Genomic DNA, 16911 nt, shown 5'->3' with positions numbered 1-16911 from the left:
TGATTTAGCCCTGTTAGAGTTGGCTGTTGTTTACCACTTCAGACGGAAACTTTTCGAGACCTGGCAATGAGCGATCAGGCTTCACTTGTCCGATCTGTCCCTTCCTGACAAAGTAGTCACCACATTGCGCTCCAATCACCAGCTTTGCAGAAACAACAATGAACTCTTAACTAAGCTTAAATAAAAAAACCGCCTGATTGATGATCAGACGGCTTAATGAGTTTATCGGCTTCCTTTGATGTAAGGTTTTCCGATTGATTTAGGTGCATCAGCACGTCCGATGAAACCTGCAAGGGCAAGGATCGTCAGAATGTAAGGTGCTGAAAGTAAAATCCAGTTCGGAACATCTGCAAGCAGCGGGAAGCTTGACCCGATAATGGCAAGGGATTGCGCAAGACCGAAGAACATTGCTGCGCCCATTGCACCAAGCGGATGCCATTTACCAAAAATAACTGCCGCAAGTGCGATAAATCCCTGACCTGTGATTGTACCTGCACTGAAATCCTGAGTGATTGTCTGGGCATAAACTCCACCACCAAGACCTCCGAAGATTCCAGATATAAATACTGCAAGATAACGCATTCTGTATACATTGATTCCCATTGTATCAGCAGCCATCGGGTGTTCACCTACTGAGCGAAGTCGAAGTCCGAATGGCGTTTTGAAAAGGACAAACCAAGCGCCAATGGCTATGAAAATTGCCAGGTAAGAAGTAATATAGTTGTTAAAGAAAATTGGTCCTATTACCGGTATATCATATAGAAGTGGAATTCTTTCATAATATAAAGGTACTGGAATTTGTGGCGTTTGACCTGCACCATACCAGTCTTTAATTAAATATACACCAAGACCTAATGCCAGGAAGTTAATCGCAACACCACTGACAACCTGGTCAGCACGGAACGAGATTGATGCAACAGCATGTAGTAATGAGAATAGTCCCCCAATGACCATTGCTGCCAAAAGCGCGATCCAAGGTGTCCATCCGCCCAGTGCAGATGCAAAAGTAATATTAAATACAACAGCGGCAAATGCGCCGATAACCATTAAACCTTCCAGACCGATATTTACAACACCAGACCGCTCAGAGAAGACACCGCCTATTGCTGTAAAAATTAGCGGGGCTGATGCAAACAGCATGGATTTGACTAAAATTTCAAATGCTGATAAAACATCCATTTATTTTGCCCCCTTTTTAAGACGCTGCAACAGATACGCAATGATGTAGCTGGATGCAACAAAGAAAATAATAATGGCGATAACTATTTCAACAAGCTCAGTCGGAACACCTGATTCAAGAGGCATAATAAGCGCTCCCTGCTTCAGAATACCAAATAAAGCAGCTGCAAGGATGACGCCTAACGCAACGTTTCCTCCAAGAAGCGCAACGGCAATTCCGTCAAACCCTACGCCTGAGAAAGCACCGTGAATAAATCCATAGCCAAACGTACCGAGTCCTTCCATCGCTCCACCAAGACCTGCGAAGGCTCCGGAAATAACCATTGAAAGAATAATATTACGATTTACATTCATACCTGCATATTCTGATGCATGCTGGTTAAAACCTACAGAACGTAATTCAAAACCTGTTGTTGTTTTTTCAAGTACAACAAAATAAATAATGGCTGCCGCGAGAGCAAGAAAAATACCATAGTGCATAGTAGAGAACTCAGTCAGCGTTTCAAAGAAAGGTGATTTTAATGACGCTGATTCCGGCACACGGTCCGTTGTATTTTGTCCATCAGAAATCACATATCGTACAAGGTAATTACACAAATGAAGTGCAATGTAGTTCATCATAATCGTGACGATTACTTCGTGTACGCGAAGTTTTGCTTTTAACAGCCCTGGTACAAAAGCCCATAATGCTCCGGCTAGCGCACCCGCAAGAATGGCCATTGGCAAATGAATGATTTTTGGCAGATCAAATGCAAGACCTACCCAGACTGATGCAACCCAGCCGACTAATAGCTGACCTTCTACACCAATGTTAAAAAGTCCTGTACGAAAAGCAAAGGCTACTGCGAGACCAGCAAAGATATATGGTGTGATCTGTCTGATCGTTTCACCGATATAAAATCCTTCTCCGAGTGAACCACTAAGTAATGCTGCATAGCCTTCAATCGGATTATAGCCTGAAACCAGCATGACAATGGCTCCAACCAGTAAACCGAGAACGACTGAGATAACAGGAATCATGATCTTCTGCCATCTGCTGAATTGATTAAACATTCTCTGTTTCACCTGCCTTATTCTTTGAGCCCGCCATCAGTAATCCCAGTTCCTGCTCTGTTGTTGTTTTAGGATCAACAATTTCGATAATATTACCGTCATAAATAACAGCGATACGATCACTCACATTAATAATTTCTTCAAGTTCAAATGATACAAGTAGTACTGCTTTTCCATTATCACGCTGTTCAATGAGGCGTTTGTGAATGAATTCAATGGCTCCTACATCCAGTCCACGCGTTGGCTGTGCAGCGATCAGCAGATCAGGGTCGCGGTCAACCTCACGTCCGATAATTGCTTTTTGCTGATTACCTCCTGAAAGTGCACGTGCAGGTGTTGTTTCAGACGGTGTACGGACATCAAATTCCTTAATCAGTTTTTTCGCCTGTTTATTAATTTCTTTATTGTTCAGCATACTGTATTTTGAATACGGCTTATGATAGTAAGTCTGAAGAACCATATTATCTCCGATTGGAAAGTCCAGTACCAGACCGTGCTTATGCCTATCCTGAGGAATATGACCTACGCCTGCTTCTGTAATTTTTCTGGTTTTATAAGAGGATAAATTTTGATCATTTAACTTGATTACTCCGGACGAAACTTTTCTGAGTCCGGTAATTGCTTCAATCAGTTCAGATTGACCATTTCCATCCACTCCTGCAATCCCCACGATTTCTCCAGCTCTTACAGAGAGATCGAGATTCTTAACAGCATTAACACCACGTGAATCTTTCACATTTAATTGAGAAATTTCAAGTACATTATGTGTTGGACTGGCTTCTGTTTTGTCTGTTTTAAATGTTACATCTCTTCCAACCATCAGACTTGCAAGCTGCGTCGGAGTTGTACCTTCAACATCAAGCGTATCAATCCCTACACCTTTACGGATGACCGTAACGCGATCACACACCTCAATAATCTCTTTCAGTTTATGGGTGATAAGAATAATTGATTTACCCTCAGCTATTAGCGTTCTGAAAATCTGAATTAATTCTTTGATTTCCTGAGGTGTAAGTACTGCGGTAGGCTCATCAAAGATAAGAATTTCCGCACCGCGATAAAGCGTTTTCAGAATTTCCACACGCTGCTGCATGCCAACAGAAATATCTGCAATCTTTGCATTCGGATCAACTTTAAGTCCATAACGGTCAGAGATTTCCTGAACTTCGCTCTCTGCTTTCTTCATATCGATGTTCAAGCCTTTTTTTGGCTCAAGGCCAAGGACAATATTTTCTGTGACTGTAAACGTGTCTACAAGCATAAAGTGCTGGTGAACCATTCCAATCCCAAGTTCATTTGCAACGTTCGGGCTGGTTATGTTTACTTTTTCACCACGAACTTTGATTTCACCCTTTTCCGGCTGGTAGAGTCCAAAGAGAACATTCATTAGTGTTGACTTTCCTGCACCATTTTCCCCTAGTAGTGCGTGGATCTCACCTTTTTTTAATTGAAGCGTAATATTATCATTCGCAACAATTCCCGGAAACTCTTTTCGGATGTCGAGCATCTCTATCACATAATCCATCCGTTATCACTCCTTTATTTATCGTGCGGTGGTAGGTTGAATGAGGTCTGACTTCTTTTTCCAAACCTCTTGGAAAAATGCTAAATGAAGAAGGGGTACATTCCCTTTTTCAGTTAACATTCTTGCAAAAAAAAAGGGAATTTCAGGACTGATACAGCCCCTCCATTCCCTATGCATTTGTTTTACTCAAGTGTAGATGGTACTTCGATTTCACCATCAACGATTTGCTGCTGGTAGTTAGCAATTTCATCAAGCATTTCCTGTGAAAGGTTGTCCTGACTTTCAGCAATTGCGATACCCTCTTCCTGGATACCGTACTCAATTACTTCTCCACCCGGGAAGTCGCCTTCCATAGCACGAGTAGAAATATCCTGAACAGCAACGTCAACACGCTTTACCATTGAAGTAAGTGTTACGTTATCATCACCAACCTGACCTTCTTCCCACTGGTCACGGTCAACTCCGATTACCCAAACCTGACGATCAGGGTCCTGCTGCTTAAGGTTTTTCGCTTCTGTGAATACACCGTTACCAGTTCCGCCTGCTGCGTGATAAATGACATCAATGCCTGAACCGTACATTGAAGCTGCGATCTGCTGACCACCTGCAGCATCATTAAAGTCACCTGCGAATTCAATTTGTACTTCTGCATCCGGGTTCACTGCTTCAACACCGGCCTGGAAACCTGCTGCGAATTTGTTGATCAGGTCAGATTCAACTCCGCCTACAAATCCAATCTGATCTGATTCAGTTGCCATAGCGGCTGCAACACCCACAAGGAATGAACCTTCATGCTCTTTAAATGTAATCGATGCAACATTGTCACCTTCAGAAACATCATCTACAAGTGCAAAATTTGTATCAGGGTTCTGACTTGCAACGTCTGTGATTGCCTGATTAAGCAGGAAACCGATACCAAATACAAGATTGAAATCATTACGCACTGCAGTGTTCATATTTGTTACATAGTCTGCATCGTTATTTGACTGGAAGTAAGTGTAACCGTCTGTACCCTCTTCAAGACCATTATCAGCACCGAACTGCTGAAGACCTTCCCATGCTGACTGGTTGAATGACTTATCGTCAACACCGCCAGTATCTGTTACCATTGCTACTTTAAATTCGCTTGTTTCTTCAGCACCTTCTCCACCAGTGCTGCCTTCGTCTGTACCTGTATCAGCTTCATCACTTCCACATGCGGCAAGAACAGTACCTGCTGCAAGAACCATAGAAAGTGCTACCCCATACTTACGCTTTTTCATTTTGTTACCCCCTAAAAAATTTTTCGTGTATTAGTAGGAATGCATAAATGCATTAAACACGCTTACGAACAACATGAAAACTAAATCGATCAGCTTTAAAATAATTCAGAGAATATAGAATAGGCTGATCCTTATCATCAAAGTGAAGCTGCTTTAAAACTAATAAAGCAGTTTCAGGTTCACAACCCAGGATGGGAGAAACTTTTTCATGGTAGCCTGCAGGTTCAATGTGAGTAACAGCATACGATATGTACATACCCCCATTTTCTTCAAGCAGCGAAAAAATTGACCTGTCCTGATGGGTAAATGAAGTAGGCATGAGATCTGCCGGGATTTTATCAATACAGTATACAACCGGATCGCCATTTGCAGTTCTGACCCTTTCAATGATTGTCATATCATCATCGGTAGAACAGTTAAAACGATCCATATCTTCATCAGTAGGCTGATGTGTAGTGGAACTTAAAAATACGGTTCCGGGTTCCATACCTGCCATGCGAATCATATCAGTAACACTGTATAATTGCTCAATGCCTGATGAAAATAACGGTTTTGCATTCACAAAAGTTCCTACACCATGCCGCCTGACAATTCTGTTTTCTTCCTCCAGAATTCTAAGCGCTTCTCTCAGTGTAGCCCTGCTGATACCCAGCTGCCTCGAAAGTTCAAATTCCGATGGCAAGCGTTCTTTTTCCTTATAAACGCCTTTGTCGATATCTTTCTTCAGTCGATCAATTACCTGAAGATACAGATGCCGATTATCTGATTTAATAGTCATATAAAGACACCACCAACTCTTTTGACATCAGACATCTGATGTATTTCATTCCTACTAATCGAAAATACTATAACACTTTTCTTTTTGAAAAGGAATACAAATAAGTAGTTTTCACAAAAATTCTTTCTATTCCATTACATAATTATTACATTTGTTACAACTATCTATTAAAAAGTGAATTGTAACCCTTTTATATGTAAATAATAGGAATTTAAGCAATTCTTTGTGACTTTATAGCATTTCTGAAAGCGGTAACAATAGTATAGCCTATTTGTCTGTTCCTTGTATATAGGTCAGACATCAAATGTCTGATTTTTATTCTAAAAATTTTCATTCCACGCCGAATACTTAAATAAAACAGCAGGGGTAACGTCCCCTGCTGTTAATCAATTATTCTTCCTGAGATTTAGATTTAAGCACTGTTCTTGGTTTACTGCCTTCATAAGGACCCACTACACCTTGCTGTTCCATCGAATCAATTAATCTTGCAGCACGCGTATATCCGATTCTGAATCTTCTTTGCAACATTGAAACTGAAGCTGTCTGCATATCTGTCACCAGGTCAACTGCTTCACCATATAAGTCATCATCTGACTCTTCAGGTTTTGATTCATCAACCTCATCAGGGATCATTTCTTCCTGATACTGTGCTTTTTGCTGTTCAATTACGGCACTGACAACATTCTCAACTTCTTCATCACTTAAGAAAGCACCCTGGACACGGACCGGTTTATTTGCACCGACAGGCATGAAAAGCATATCACCTCTACCTAACAGTTTTTCTGCTCCACCAGTATCCAGTATTGTTCTGGAATCAATTTGCGATGACACAGCAAAAGCGATTCTGGATGGAATATTTGCTTTAATCACACCTGTAATGACGTCGACTGAGGGTCTTTGAGTCGCGATGATCAGGTGAATTCCTGCCGCTCTAGCCATCTGTGCCAGCCTTGTGATTGAGTCTTCAACATCATTGGATGCAACCATCATCAAGTCTGCAAGTTCATCGACTATCACAACAATGTATGGCAGCTGCGGCTGCTTTTCTTCATTTTTTTCATTGTGTTTTCGCACGTGCTCGTTATAACCTTCAATATTTCTCGTTCCGGTATGTGAAAATAAATCGTAACGTCTTTCCATTTCACTAACTACTTTTTTTAACGCTTGAGAGGCTTTTCTTGCGTCTGTTACTACTGGCGCAAGCAAGTGTGGTATTCCGTTATAGACGTTCAGTTCAACCATCTTTGGATCTATCATCATTAACTTAACTTCATGAGGTTTTGCACGCATTAATATTGAAACGATTATCCCGTTAATGCATACAGACTTCCCGCTCCCTGTTGCACCTGCTACAAGCATATGGGGCATCTTATTTAATTCAGCAGCTACTGCTTCGCCAGTAATATCACGTCCAAGACCAATCAGCAGTTTTGCATCGTCACGCTTACCTTTATTAGCTTCAAGAACTTCTCTTAATGACACCATGGCCACTTCAGAATTCGGCACCTCAATACCAATCGCAGATTTACCCGGTATTGGTGCTTCTATCCTTATATCTTTAGCGGCAAGCGCAAGCGCGAGGTCATCATTCAAGTTAACAATTTTACTTACCTTTACGCCAACATCAGGATGAACTTCATATTTCGTGACAGCGGGTCCAAGGTGAACTTGTGTCACTTTAGCCCTTACACCAAAACTTTGAAAAGTTTTTTCTAATTTTGATGCATTCTTTTGAATTGCTTTGTATTCACTGCTTTGATCTACGTGTGGCGGCATGGCAAGTAAATCCAGTGAAGGCACTTGATATTCTTTATTCTCCACTTCTTCAACACCCGGTGAAGAAGTAAATTCTTCAAGCGCTGGATCTGCAGGTGCTTCTTCAACTTCAATATTTTTATCAGGTTGATTGAGAGCTGGAGTATGTTGAACTGGTGCTGTTTTTTCAGCAAAGCTCGATATTAATGGCTCGAATCCTTCAGATTCTTCTTTTTCAACATCTTTATTTTCATTTTCTTCACTATTTTTCTTCGATGCTGATCTTCTGGATATTTGTTCGTGTTTCCTCTTCATATTTTTCGTATCACGCTTTTCCCGTAATGAAGTCATAATCCAGTATATGAATTCGCTCAGTTTTCCACCGAACCAGCTGAGTATAATCCTTCCTGTTTGTCCAATAGATCTCCCCGACACCATCAAAAGACCAATGATCATCAAAGCACCGGAAGCTATTTTTGAACCGGTGGAAGCGAACAGTAGATTAAATACTGCGTAGATAAAAGCACCAATCATACCGGAACCCGCATTAGCAGTGAACTCGTCCATAATAATGCTGTGGGTCTGAACGAGCACACTGCTACTCGTAATCAAGTTGTCCTGTTGGAGCTGATCAAACAACAATACGTGACTCATTAGAAATATACTCATCAAAATTAAGAAACTGCCAATTATTCTTGATCCTTTAAAAGATGGCAGTTGTCTGTATAAAATGGCGTAAACCGAAACCAATATGATAGAAATTGGAAATAATAATTGAAAGTTTCCAATCATATAAGTAAACATCATAGTGAGCAGTTGTCCGGCAGCACCAAGCTGAAAAGCAGCAATTAACGCTAATGCAATCATCACAATACCAGTCAGTTCATATGTAAGAGCTGAATCTTTTTTACGTGTCTTTTTCGTATTCTTCCTCACGGGCGATTTTCTTTTAACAGGTTTTCTTTTGGCTTCAGCCATTCTATCTTCCTCCTTTTCCGGCTGAAAAAAACAGACAGAAATTTTCTGTCTGTTTTTGATTGAATCACTCAGTCATAATTGAATTAAACTTCCATAATGATTGGTAAAATCATTGGTCTGCGCTTGGTACGTGTATAAAGCAGATGATTTAGTGAGTCTCTGATTTCCTGTTTAATTCCTGACCAGTCAAATGTACGATTTTCAACATTTTTCTCTACAATGTTTCTCACAGCGGAAACTGATTCTTCCATCAGTTTTTCTGATTCTCTCACATAGACAAACCCTCTGGAAATTACTTCCGGACCGGCTGCGATCGTTTTATTCTTACGGTTCAGTGTAACAACAACCAGCAGAACCCCATCCTGTGAAAGCAGTCTTCTGTCACGTAAGACAATATTTCCTACGTCTCCAACGCCTTTACCATCAATTAAAACGTTGCCGGTTTGGATTCTGCCGCTCATCTTCATTTTACCGGACTGATATTCTACAATATCGCCCTTGTCAGCAATGAAAATATTTGAGCGCGGAATACCCATTTCTTCAGCAAGACGGCCATGAGTGATCAGATGACGGTATTCTCCCTGGATCGGTATAAAATATCGCGGTTTCATGAGATTCATCATCATTTTCAAATCTTCCTGACTGCCATGTCCTGATACGTGTACGTTTTTGCTGGATGTAAGAACAGTTGCTCCTGCTTTAGTCATTTCGTTAATTGAACGGAATAAAAATACTTCCATTCCAGGCGATGGGGTAAATGTTATCAGGACCGTATCGCCTTCCTGAATGTTAACTAAAGAATGGGTCTGGTTTGCCATACTTTCCATGACTTTGAATGGCTCGTCATGAGTACCCGACAATATGATGACGATTTCATCATCGTTGTACTGATCAATTTCATTCGGTTTAATACGTGTTTCTTCATCGTACGTCAGATGGTCAAATCTTGAAGCTACATTTACCACACGTTCAGCTGCTTCTCCAATCACAGCTACTTTTCGTCCAGTCGCAGAAGCTGCGTCAAAAATCTGCTGAATACGAATCAGGTTCGAAGCATAACATGTTACAATCACTCTTCCATTTGCCTGATTAATACTGCTTGATACTTGTTTTTCAATCACAGCTTCTGAAGTAGTGTGGCCTGGTTTTTCAGCTTCTGTACTGTCTGACAGCAAGGCGAATACACCTTTATCACCAAGCTTGGCCATTTTTCCAATATTAGATGCATATCCACCTTTAGAAGACTGGTCAAACTTAAATTCACCAGTGTGAACAATGGCTCCTTCAGAAGTATGAAGGGCAATCCCGAGTGAATCCGGAATGCTGTGAGTCGTGTTAAAAAATGTAACATTGACAGAATCAAACTTCATATTACTCTTCTCATGAACAGTATAAAATTTAACCCGTTCTTTAAATCCGTATTCTTTCAATAGTGCTTTCGCAAGTGCAACTGTCAGCTTTGAGCCGTAGACAGGAGCTTTCACTTTCTCGAGCAGATATGGCAGTGAGCCAATCGAATCATCGTGACCGTGTGTCAAAAAGATTGCTTTGACCCGCTCTTTGTTTGCCTCTATATACTGAAAATCCGGAATGACAATATCAATGCCAAACATTTCATCTTCCGGGAACTTTAGCCCGGAGTCGATAATGAATAAATCTTCATCTACTTCAATTACATACATATTCTTCCCGATCTCGCCTACGCCGCCGATGGGAATTATTTTTATTTTTTCATTTTTTTCTTTTGACAATCTAATTTCCTCCTACAAAAATGTTATCCGATCTTTTGAAACAGCTGTGTCCATTATACTGTAAGTTTAGAAAACTGTACACGTATTTATCAGACTGCTGATAAATAGAGAAGGGTCTTTTTCCTTTTCGGAAAAAGACCTCGCAATTAACTCTATGATATGCCCGCCATCTCTGAATGAAACTTCTTCACTGCCTCAAACAGTTCTTGCGATTCGTCTGAATTTAATTCAACCAGCGGAAGCCTTACACCCCCGCAAAGAATTCCCTCTTTATTCAATGCAGCTTTTACCGGAGAAGGGCTTGGCTGAGCGAATAATGCTCTTGTAAGAGGCAGAAGATTCTGATGAATGCGTGCTGCTCCTGATAAATCTCCATTTAAGAAATGGTTAATCATTTTCTGCATTTCTATTCCTGCTACATGGGAAGTCACTGACACTACACCTTCTCCACCAATCGAGAGAAGTGGTAAAGTTAACCCATCGTCACCGCTGTAAACTAAAAATTGATCGTCAGTTCCTGCAATAATTTCTGTCATTTGATCCAGGCTTCCGCTCGCTTCTTTTACAGCTACAATATTTGGTACTTTAGACAATTCGATCATTGTTGCTGCTTCAATGTTAACAGCTGATCGCCCTGGAATGTTATAAATCATTACAGGCAGCCCGGTCTTTTCTGCCACTTCAGTGAAGTGTTTCAGCAACCCTGCCTGACTTGGTTTACTGTAATATGGCGCAACAAGCATAATCGCATCTACACCCGCTTCTTTTGCAGCCAGAGAGAGATTGAGCGTGGTTTCAGTACTATTGGTCCCTGTACCTGCTACAACAGGTACCCGCCCTTTTACAATACTTACAGTTGCTTTAAACAGATCAATTTTTTCTTCGAATGATAACGTTGGTGATTCCCCTGTGGTTCCTGCGACAACAAGTGAGTCTGTTCCGTTATCTAATAAGTAATTAACAAGCTTATCCAATCGGCTGTAATCAATTTTATTGTTTTGGTCAAATGGAGTAGCCATTGCAGTTGAAACTCTGCCAAAATTCATTATCTTCACTCCTGTGTGGTTACTAGTTCATTGTTGATAAAAAATTGATGCAGCAGCTGCTGTGCCTGAATTGACTTTTCACCGTCCAAAAGCACCCAGAAAGTCATATGACTGTCAGCTGTCTGCCAAATATTAATTTTATTTTCAGTCAGCAAAGAGACAATGGAGGATGCAATACCCGGCCGTCCAGCTATACTGCTGCCGATCAGCGCAACCTTCGCAACATTATGTCTGCTTTTGAAATAGATATATTTTTCATCTAAAATACGTTTTAAATCGAAAAAAAACACATCTTGAATTGTAAACTTCACTTCTTTTGGCTGAATGGATATCAAATCAATACTGATCCCTTTTTCAGCGAGTATTCTGAATATAAAATCACAATCCTGGGCCTGAACGGCGATTTGTACAAGGTTTTCAACAGCTGTAACCGAGTGGATGGATTCTTCATGATCTGCTTCAAGACCAATCCACGTTCCGTCTTCAGCTGATAAGTCACCTGTCCATACAGGGATGTTGCCTTTCCGTGCCCATTCAACTGCTTTAGGATGAATCACTTTTGCACCCTGATGAGCCAAATGAAAAGCTTCATCATATGAAAGTATCTTGACCACTTCAGCATGATCGACAATGTGCGGATCTCCGCTCATTATTCCTGCAACATCTGTAAATAATTTGCAGTGAATCGCACCTATACTTGCAGCGATCGCACAAGCAGAAGTATCACTCCCGCCTCTTCCCAGAGTTGAAATCCTGCCTTCCTGATCTTCACCCTGAAAACCGGGGATAATAATGACGTTTGTATTTTTTAATTCAGAATAAATCGCATGAGTGTTCACAGAATAAATATCCGCATTATAAGTTCCATTCGTTTTTATTCCCGCCTGTTTGCCGGTTAAAATTTCACTTTTTATTCCATTCCTGTGAAGCGCTGCTGAAAACATTGCTGCTGAAATGATTTCTCCGCATGAAAGTAATAACGATTTTTGATGCGGCGGAAGCAATAGCGGGTCGGTCAGTGATAATAGCGTATCTGTCGCATAAGGTGCTCCCATTCTGCCCATTGCAGATACAACGATGATTACCTGATTTTGCTGTTCCAGTTCACATTCGACATTTTTAACTGCCATATCTCTTTTAAAAGCTTCTGATAACGAAGTACCACCAAATTTCAGAACAGAAATCGGCAATGTGACGCTCCTTTCTGAAGCGCGTGCACGTTATACGAGTTTTAATTTAATGAGACTTTCTGCGATTTGTACTGAATTCCACGCGGCTCCTTTTAATAGATTATCTGATACAATCCACATGTGGAAACCATGATCTTCGTCAGGATCTTTTCTTACTCTTCCAACAAAAACATCTGTTTTTCCTGCAGCTGTACTTGGCATAGGATATTCCTGCTGATCTGGATTGTCCTGAAGCGTAACACCAGGTGCTTCCGAAAGAATTCTATGAATATCAGCAGTATTTTTCCCTTTCTCAGAAACCTCTATATAAACTGACTCTGCGTGGCCTGTTTCTACTGGTAACCTCACACAAGTCGCGGAAACTCTCAGTTCAGGCATATGCATAATTTTCTTTGTTTCGTTAATCATTTTCATTTCTTCAAATGTATAGCCGTTTGTATCAAACTTATCAATTTGCGGAACGGCGTTAAATGCGATCTGATAATGACGTTTGTCACCTTTTACAGGTAATACACTTGCTTCAGGCACTTCCCCATTCAAAACAGCCTGTGATTGTGCTTTCATTTCATCAATCGCCTGTACTCCGGCTCCTGAAACAGCCTGATAAGTGGACACGATTACTTTTTCTAACCCCAATTCTTTCCGGATCGGTTCAAGTGCAGCAACCATCTGGATGGTTGAACAATTAGGATTTGCAATAATACCTTTATGATGCTGAAGATCAAGTTCATTTACTTCCGGCACTACTAAAGGTACATCTTTATCCATTCTGAATGCACTTGTATTATCAATCACGATTGCACCGCGCTTCGCAGCTTCAGGTGCAAGCTTTTTAGATATATCGCCTCCTGCTGAAAACAGCGCGATATCAATGCCTTCAAAACTTTCCGGTGTTGCTTCTTCAACCGTCACAGGCGCTCCATTAAATTGAATTTGTTGTCCTGCAGATCTTGCTGATGAAAGGAGTTTAATTGATTCGATTGGAAAATCCCTCTGCTCAAGCATAGAAAGCATTTGAGTTCCGACTGCCCCAGTTGCACCTACTACTGCTACGTTATATCCTGTACCTTTCATAATTGAAAACTCCCTTCTGACCTTTCCCTGCATTACGTTAGACAGGTAAAGCGCTAATGTGTATTCATACAAAACATTGTATCATTTATTCTTTCAATTTCTCAATCTCTTTTACTTGAATGTCGTAATGTTATGACTGGTTGATACTGTTTTCCATTTATCGCATGAATGACGGAATCAGGTATTTCATCCATATGTGCTACTAATGAGTTAGGCTTCTGATCAGGATCATCCTGACTGAATGGTACAAAATACATGTTTTTTGCAGCCATTAACTTCATCAGGTTCATTCCATTTAAACCGAGTCCGTCATTTGTAGAAATGGCTATCACAACAGGCTTGTGATTGCGCATTGTAGCTTTAGCGGCCATTAAAACCGGGGAATCTGTTAAAGCATTGGCAAGCTTTGCAAGGGAGTTGCCCGTCAATGGAGCAATCACCATACAATCCAGTGGCTCAACCGGGCCAAGGGGCTCTGCTTCTGCAATCGATTTAATACATGTTCGTCCGGCAGCTTTTTCTATTTTTTCTAGCCATTCTTCACCTTCACCAAACCTTGTATTCGTTGTCTGCATCGTGTGGCTGACCACTGGTACAATTTCTGCTCCTAGTTCCTTCAGTTTGATTAATTGTGGTAATGCCAAATGGTATGTGCAGTGAGAACCTGTGAATCCAAATCCAATTCTCTTTCCTTTTAGCATTTGTTTATTCCCCTTTTTCATTAATCTTCTCAAGGATTGCCACTGCGAGTATCTCTCCCGCAGTCCTCGGTGCAACCAGTCCAGGAAGACTCGGTGCTTCCAAATAATTAATATTCTTCCTCTGAGCATTCTCAGTTTGTTCTTTCGGTGGATGGGATGCGAGTTCAATAATAAAGATGCCTGGGGGACAGAATGACATTGCAGTATTGGAAATGATATTTTGTCCTGGAATTGTGTTAATCCACACATCTGCTTCAGGTAAGCAATGGTTTAGATCTTTAATCAAACCTGCCATTACGCCAATTTCCTTCATCCTGGCAACTTCTGCTTTCACAGTAGATAAAGCTGTTACTTTGGCTCCCATCGCATGAAGAACTCTTGCAGCAGTTAACCCGACTCTCCCGCATCCTGTTAATAAAATGTGCGATCCGTGAATTGTAGAATCAGTATGCTGAATAATTAACCATACGATTCCTTCTACAGTAGGAATTGAATTATTAATGGCAATTTCATCTTCTTCAAATAAGTAAATAAATTCTTTTCTGCTTTGATTATTCCACTCAGTCTGTATGCCTGAAAATATGAGACAGCGCTCAGAAACCCTGTTTAATAACCGGCTATCCATTTTCAGATTTTCAGCACTGAAAGAAGATTTGATTTCACCGGTTGATGATATACCGCTCACAGGAAATATAATTGCATCAAGATGTTCATATGGAATGTCATCAATATGCACTTTTCTGTACCCCGGCTCTGTCAAACTTAACTGATCAAAACCACATAAAAAAACTTCTGCGCCTTTTTTACAGATTTCTTCAGCAATGACAAGCTGTCTGGCATCTCCACCGATTACAGCTGTTTTTTTACCTGTTAAATCATGTTTTTTCAAAGAGCATCCACTCACTTCATTCTTCATCATTCTCCGGTATACTATGTAAATTCTTTTGTTCTTGTGATAGCTTCCCTTTTACTAAGATCAATTCTTTTCCTACGGAGTGAACACTTTTCCACGGTATCGAATATTCTTCTTTTGAACGTGTAAACGGGTTTATTTTCCCGGCTGGGACTAAGATGTTAATAATTTCACCTGTTTCCTCATCAAACTCGATATCCGCATTGCCAAGTATGCCCATTCTCTCTGCCTGATTAATATCAATAATTTCTTTTCTGTAGAGTTCACTCATTTTCATTTTGTTTCCTCCTGTATTTATAATGTCCGTTGAACAGAATTGTTCCTGCTATTTATACGTATGTGTAAAACAGCAAAAATATCTGAAACAATAAAAAAACTGCATAGCAGATGCCATACAGTTTTTTTCTTATTCAACTGACACTTTTTCCCCCTGAGGTGAAATAACTGAGGAAGCAAAGTCCCCTCCTAATAGCTGGTCAGCCACTCTTTTAACAGAATCCTGTGAAACAATATCGATCTTTTCAATCAGTTCGTCCATTGAACGATGTCTTCCAAGCATTAATTCATTCTTTCCATTTCTGCTCATGCGGGCATTTGTACTTTCAAGCCCGAGTACAAGGTTACCTTTAAGCTGCTCTTTAGAAGAGGTTAATTCTTCGTCGGTTAACCCATCCACTTTTAACTTTGCAATTGTAGTATGAATGGTATCATACAATTCATCAAACTGCTCAGCCCCGGTTCCTGCATAAACAGTCAATAATCCGCTGTCACGATGAGCGGAGTGATAGGAAAAGACAGAATAAGCTAATCCTTTATCCTCCCTGACATCCTGGAATAGTCTTGAAGACATACTTCCGCCAAGTACATTGTTCAGTACAATCAAGCTGTAAGTATCTTCATGGCCGATTGGCAACCCTTCATATCCAAGACAAAGGTGCGCCTGCTCAGTCTCTTTCTTTCTCGATAAATGAGAATAATGAAAGACAGGGACATCATTGATTTTTTTTGCGGAGGTTGAAGAAGTATAATCGCCAAACAGCGCTTCAATTTCTTTTATAAATTCAGGTCCAATATTTCCCGCAGCTGAAATGACAACATCTTCAGGGCGGTACATTTCATATACATACTTTTTCAGGTCGCTGCTCGTAAAAGAATTCAGAGTCTCTTCTGTTCCCAGGATCGGATAACCGAGTGGATGACTCCCATAAACAGCTTCTCCCAGTAAATCATGAACGATATCATCAGGCGTGTCTTCATACATCTTAATTTCTTCAAGTACGACATTTTTTTCTTTTTCAAGCTCTCCAGGATCATATACGGAATTAAAAAACATATCTGCAAGAACTTCAAGTGCGTGTTTTGCGTGATTGTCTAAAACTTTTGCATAGTAACATGTATATTCCTTAGATGTAAATGCATTGACATGTCCGCCAATCCGGTCAAACTCTTCAGCAATCCTTCTTGCTGAACGTTCTTTTGTCCCTTTAAAGAGCATATGCTCTATAAAGTGTGAGATTCCATTGTTACCCTGGTCTTCATCTCTTGAACCAGTACCAATCCAAACTCCAACTGCAGCTGATCTGACAGTCGGTATATGCTCATAAACAATCCTCAGACCATTTTTGCACGTATGACGTGTAATCATAAAAAACATCTCCTAAATCTTATTGCACTTAATGAAATATTTTACTATGGTTAAAGGATTT

General features: G+C 40.5%; 14 protein-coding genes. All 14 read right to left on the bottom strand.

Annotated features, from left to right (window positions below; all coding sequences use genetic code 11):
• Positions 1–222: 222 nt before the first annotated feature.
• The 14 genes from E2626_RS03160 to E2626_RS03095 all read right to left on the bottom strand — a co-directional run bounded on the left by E2626_RS03160 (position 223) and on the right by E2626_RS03095 (position 16850).
• The gene (locus E2626_RS03160; RefSeq protein ID WP_134379596.1) at positions 223–1179 is read right to left on the bottom strand and encodes an ABC transporter permease; all 957 of its coding nucleotides are present in this window, start codon (positions 1177–1179) and stop codon (positions 223–225) included.
• Complete coding sequence (locus E2626_RS03155; RefSeq protein WP_134379594.1) at positions 1180–2232, bottom strand: ABC transporter permease; 1053 nt, start codon at positions 2230–2232, stop codon at positions 1180–1182.
• On the bottom strand, positions 2225–3757 hold the full coding sequence (locus E2626_RS03150) for an ABC transporter ATP-binding protein (RefSeq protein WP_134379592.1): 1533 nt from the start codon (positions 3755–3757) through the stop codon (positions 2225–2227). The genes E2626_RS03155 and E2626_RS03150 overlap by 8 nt, the downstream gene beginning before the upstream one ends.
• 182 nt (positions 3758–3939) lie before the next feature.
• On the bottom strand, positions 3940–5019 hold the full coding sequence (locus E2626_RS03145) for a BMP family lipoprotein (protein WP_134379590.1): 1080 nt from the start codon (positions 5017–5019) through the stop codon (positions 3940–3942).
• 52 nt (positions 5020–5071) lie between these two features.
• Positions 5072–5797 (bottom strand): GntR family transcriptional regulator, encoded by a 726-nt coding sequence (locus E2626_RS03140; protein ID WP_134379588.1) that lies wholly within the window; start codon positions 5795–5797, stop codon positions 5072–5074.
• A gap of 390 nt (positions 5798–6187) precedes the next feature.
• Positions 6188–8530: a DNA translocase FtsK gene (locus E2626_RS03135; protein WP_134379586.1), complete on the bottom strand. Its 2343-nt coding sequence runs from the start codon at positions 8528–8530 to the stop codon at positions 6188–6190.
• Between the two features lie 83 nt (positions 8531–8613).
• Positions 8614–10281 (bottom strand): ribonuclease J, encoded by a 1668-nt coding sequence (locus E2626_RS03130; RefSeq protein ID WP_134379584.1) that lies wholly within the window; start codon positions 10279–10281, stop codon positions 8614–8616.
• 152 nt (positions 10282–10433) lie between these two features.
• The gene (gene dapA, locus E2626_RS03125; RefSeq protein WP_134380349.1) at positions 10434–11330 is read right to left on the bottom strand and encodes a 4-hydroxy-tetrahydrodipicolinate synthase; all 897 of its coding nucleotides are present in this window, start codon (positions 11328–11330) and stop codon (positions 10434–10436) included.
• 2 nt (positions 11331–11332) lie between these two features.
• Positions 11333–12517, bottom strand: coding sequence for an aspartate kinase (locus E2626_RS03120; RefSeq protein WP_134379582.1), 1185 nt, complete (start codon positions 12515–12517; stop codon positions 11333–11335).
• A gap of 30 nt (positions 12518–12547) precedes the next feature.
• On the bottom strand, positions 12548–13591 hold the full coding sequence (locus E2626_RS03115) for an aspartate-semialdehyde dehydrogenase (protein WP_134379580.1): 1044 nt from the start codon (positions 13589–13591) through the stop codon (positions 12548–12550).
• Positions 13592–13692: 101 nt separating this feature from the next.
• Entirely contained in the window at positions 13693–14292 is a 600-nt protein-coding gene (locus E2626_RS03110) for a dipicolinate synthase subunit B (RefSeq protein ID WP_134379578.1), read from the bottom strand.
• 4 nt (positions 14293–14296) lie between these two features.
• Positions 14297–15181, bottom strand: a complete 885-nt coding sequence (dpsA, locus tag E2626_RS03105) for a dipicolinate synthase subunit DpsA (protein ID WP_166786719.1) — start codon at positions 15179–15181, stop codon at positions 14297–14299.
• Positions 15182–15197: 16 nt separating this feature from the next.
• A complete protein-coding gene (locus E2626_RS03100; RefSeq protein WP_134379574.1) occupies positions 15198–15482 on the bottom strand; it encodes a YlmC/YmxH family sporulation protein in 285 nt (94 codons plus the stop codon).
• A gap of 129 nt (positions 15483–15611) precedes the next feature.
• Entirely contained in the window at positions 15612–16850 is a 1239-nt protein-coding gene (locus tag E2626_RS03095) for a M16 family metallopeptidase (RefSeq protein ID WP_134379572.1), read from the bottom strand.
• Positions 16851–16911: the final 61 nt, after the last annotated feature.

It is taken from the genome of Jeotgalibacillus salarius (genome assembly GCF_004405125.1).
Classification (GTDB): Bacteria; Bacillota; Bacilli; order Bacillales; family Jeotgalibacillaceae; genus Jeotgalibacillus; species Jeotgalibacillus salarius.
The sequence above is the reverse complement of the archived record's forward strand: the minus strand, read 5'-3'. Positions and strand labels throughout refer to the sequence as shown.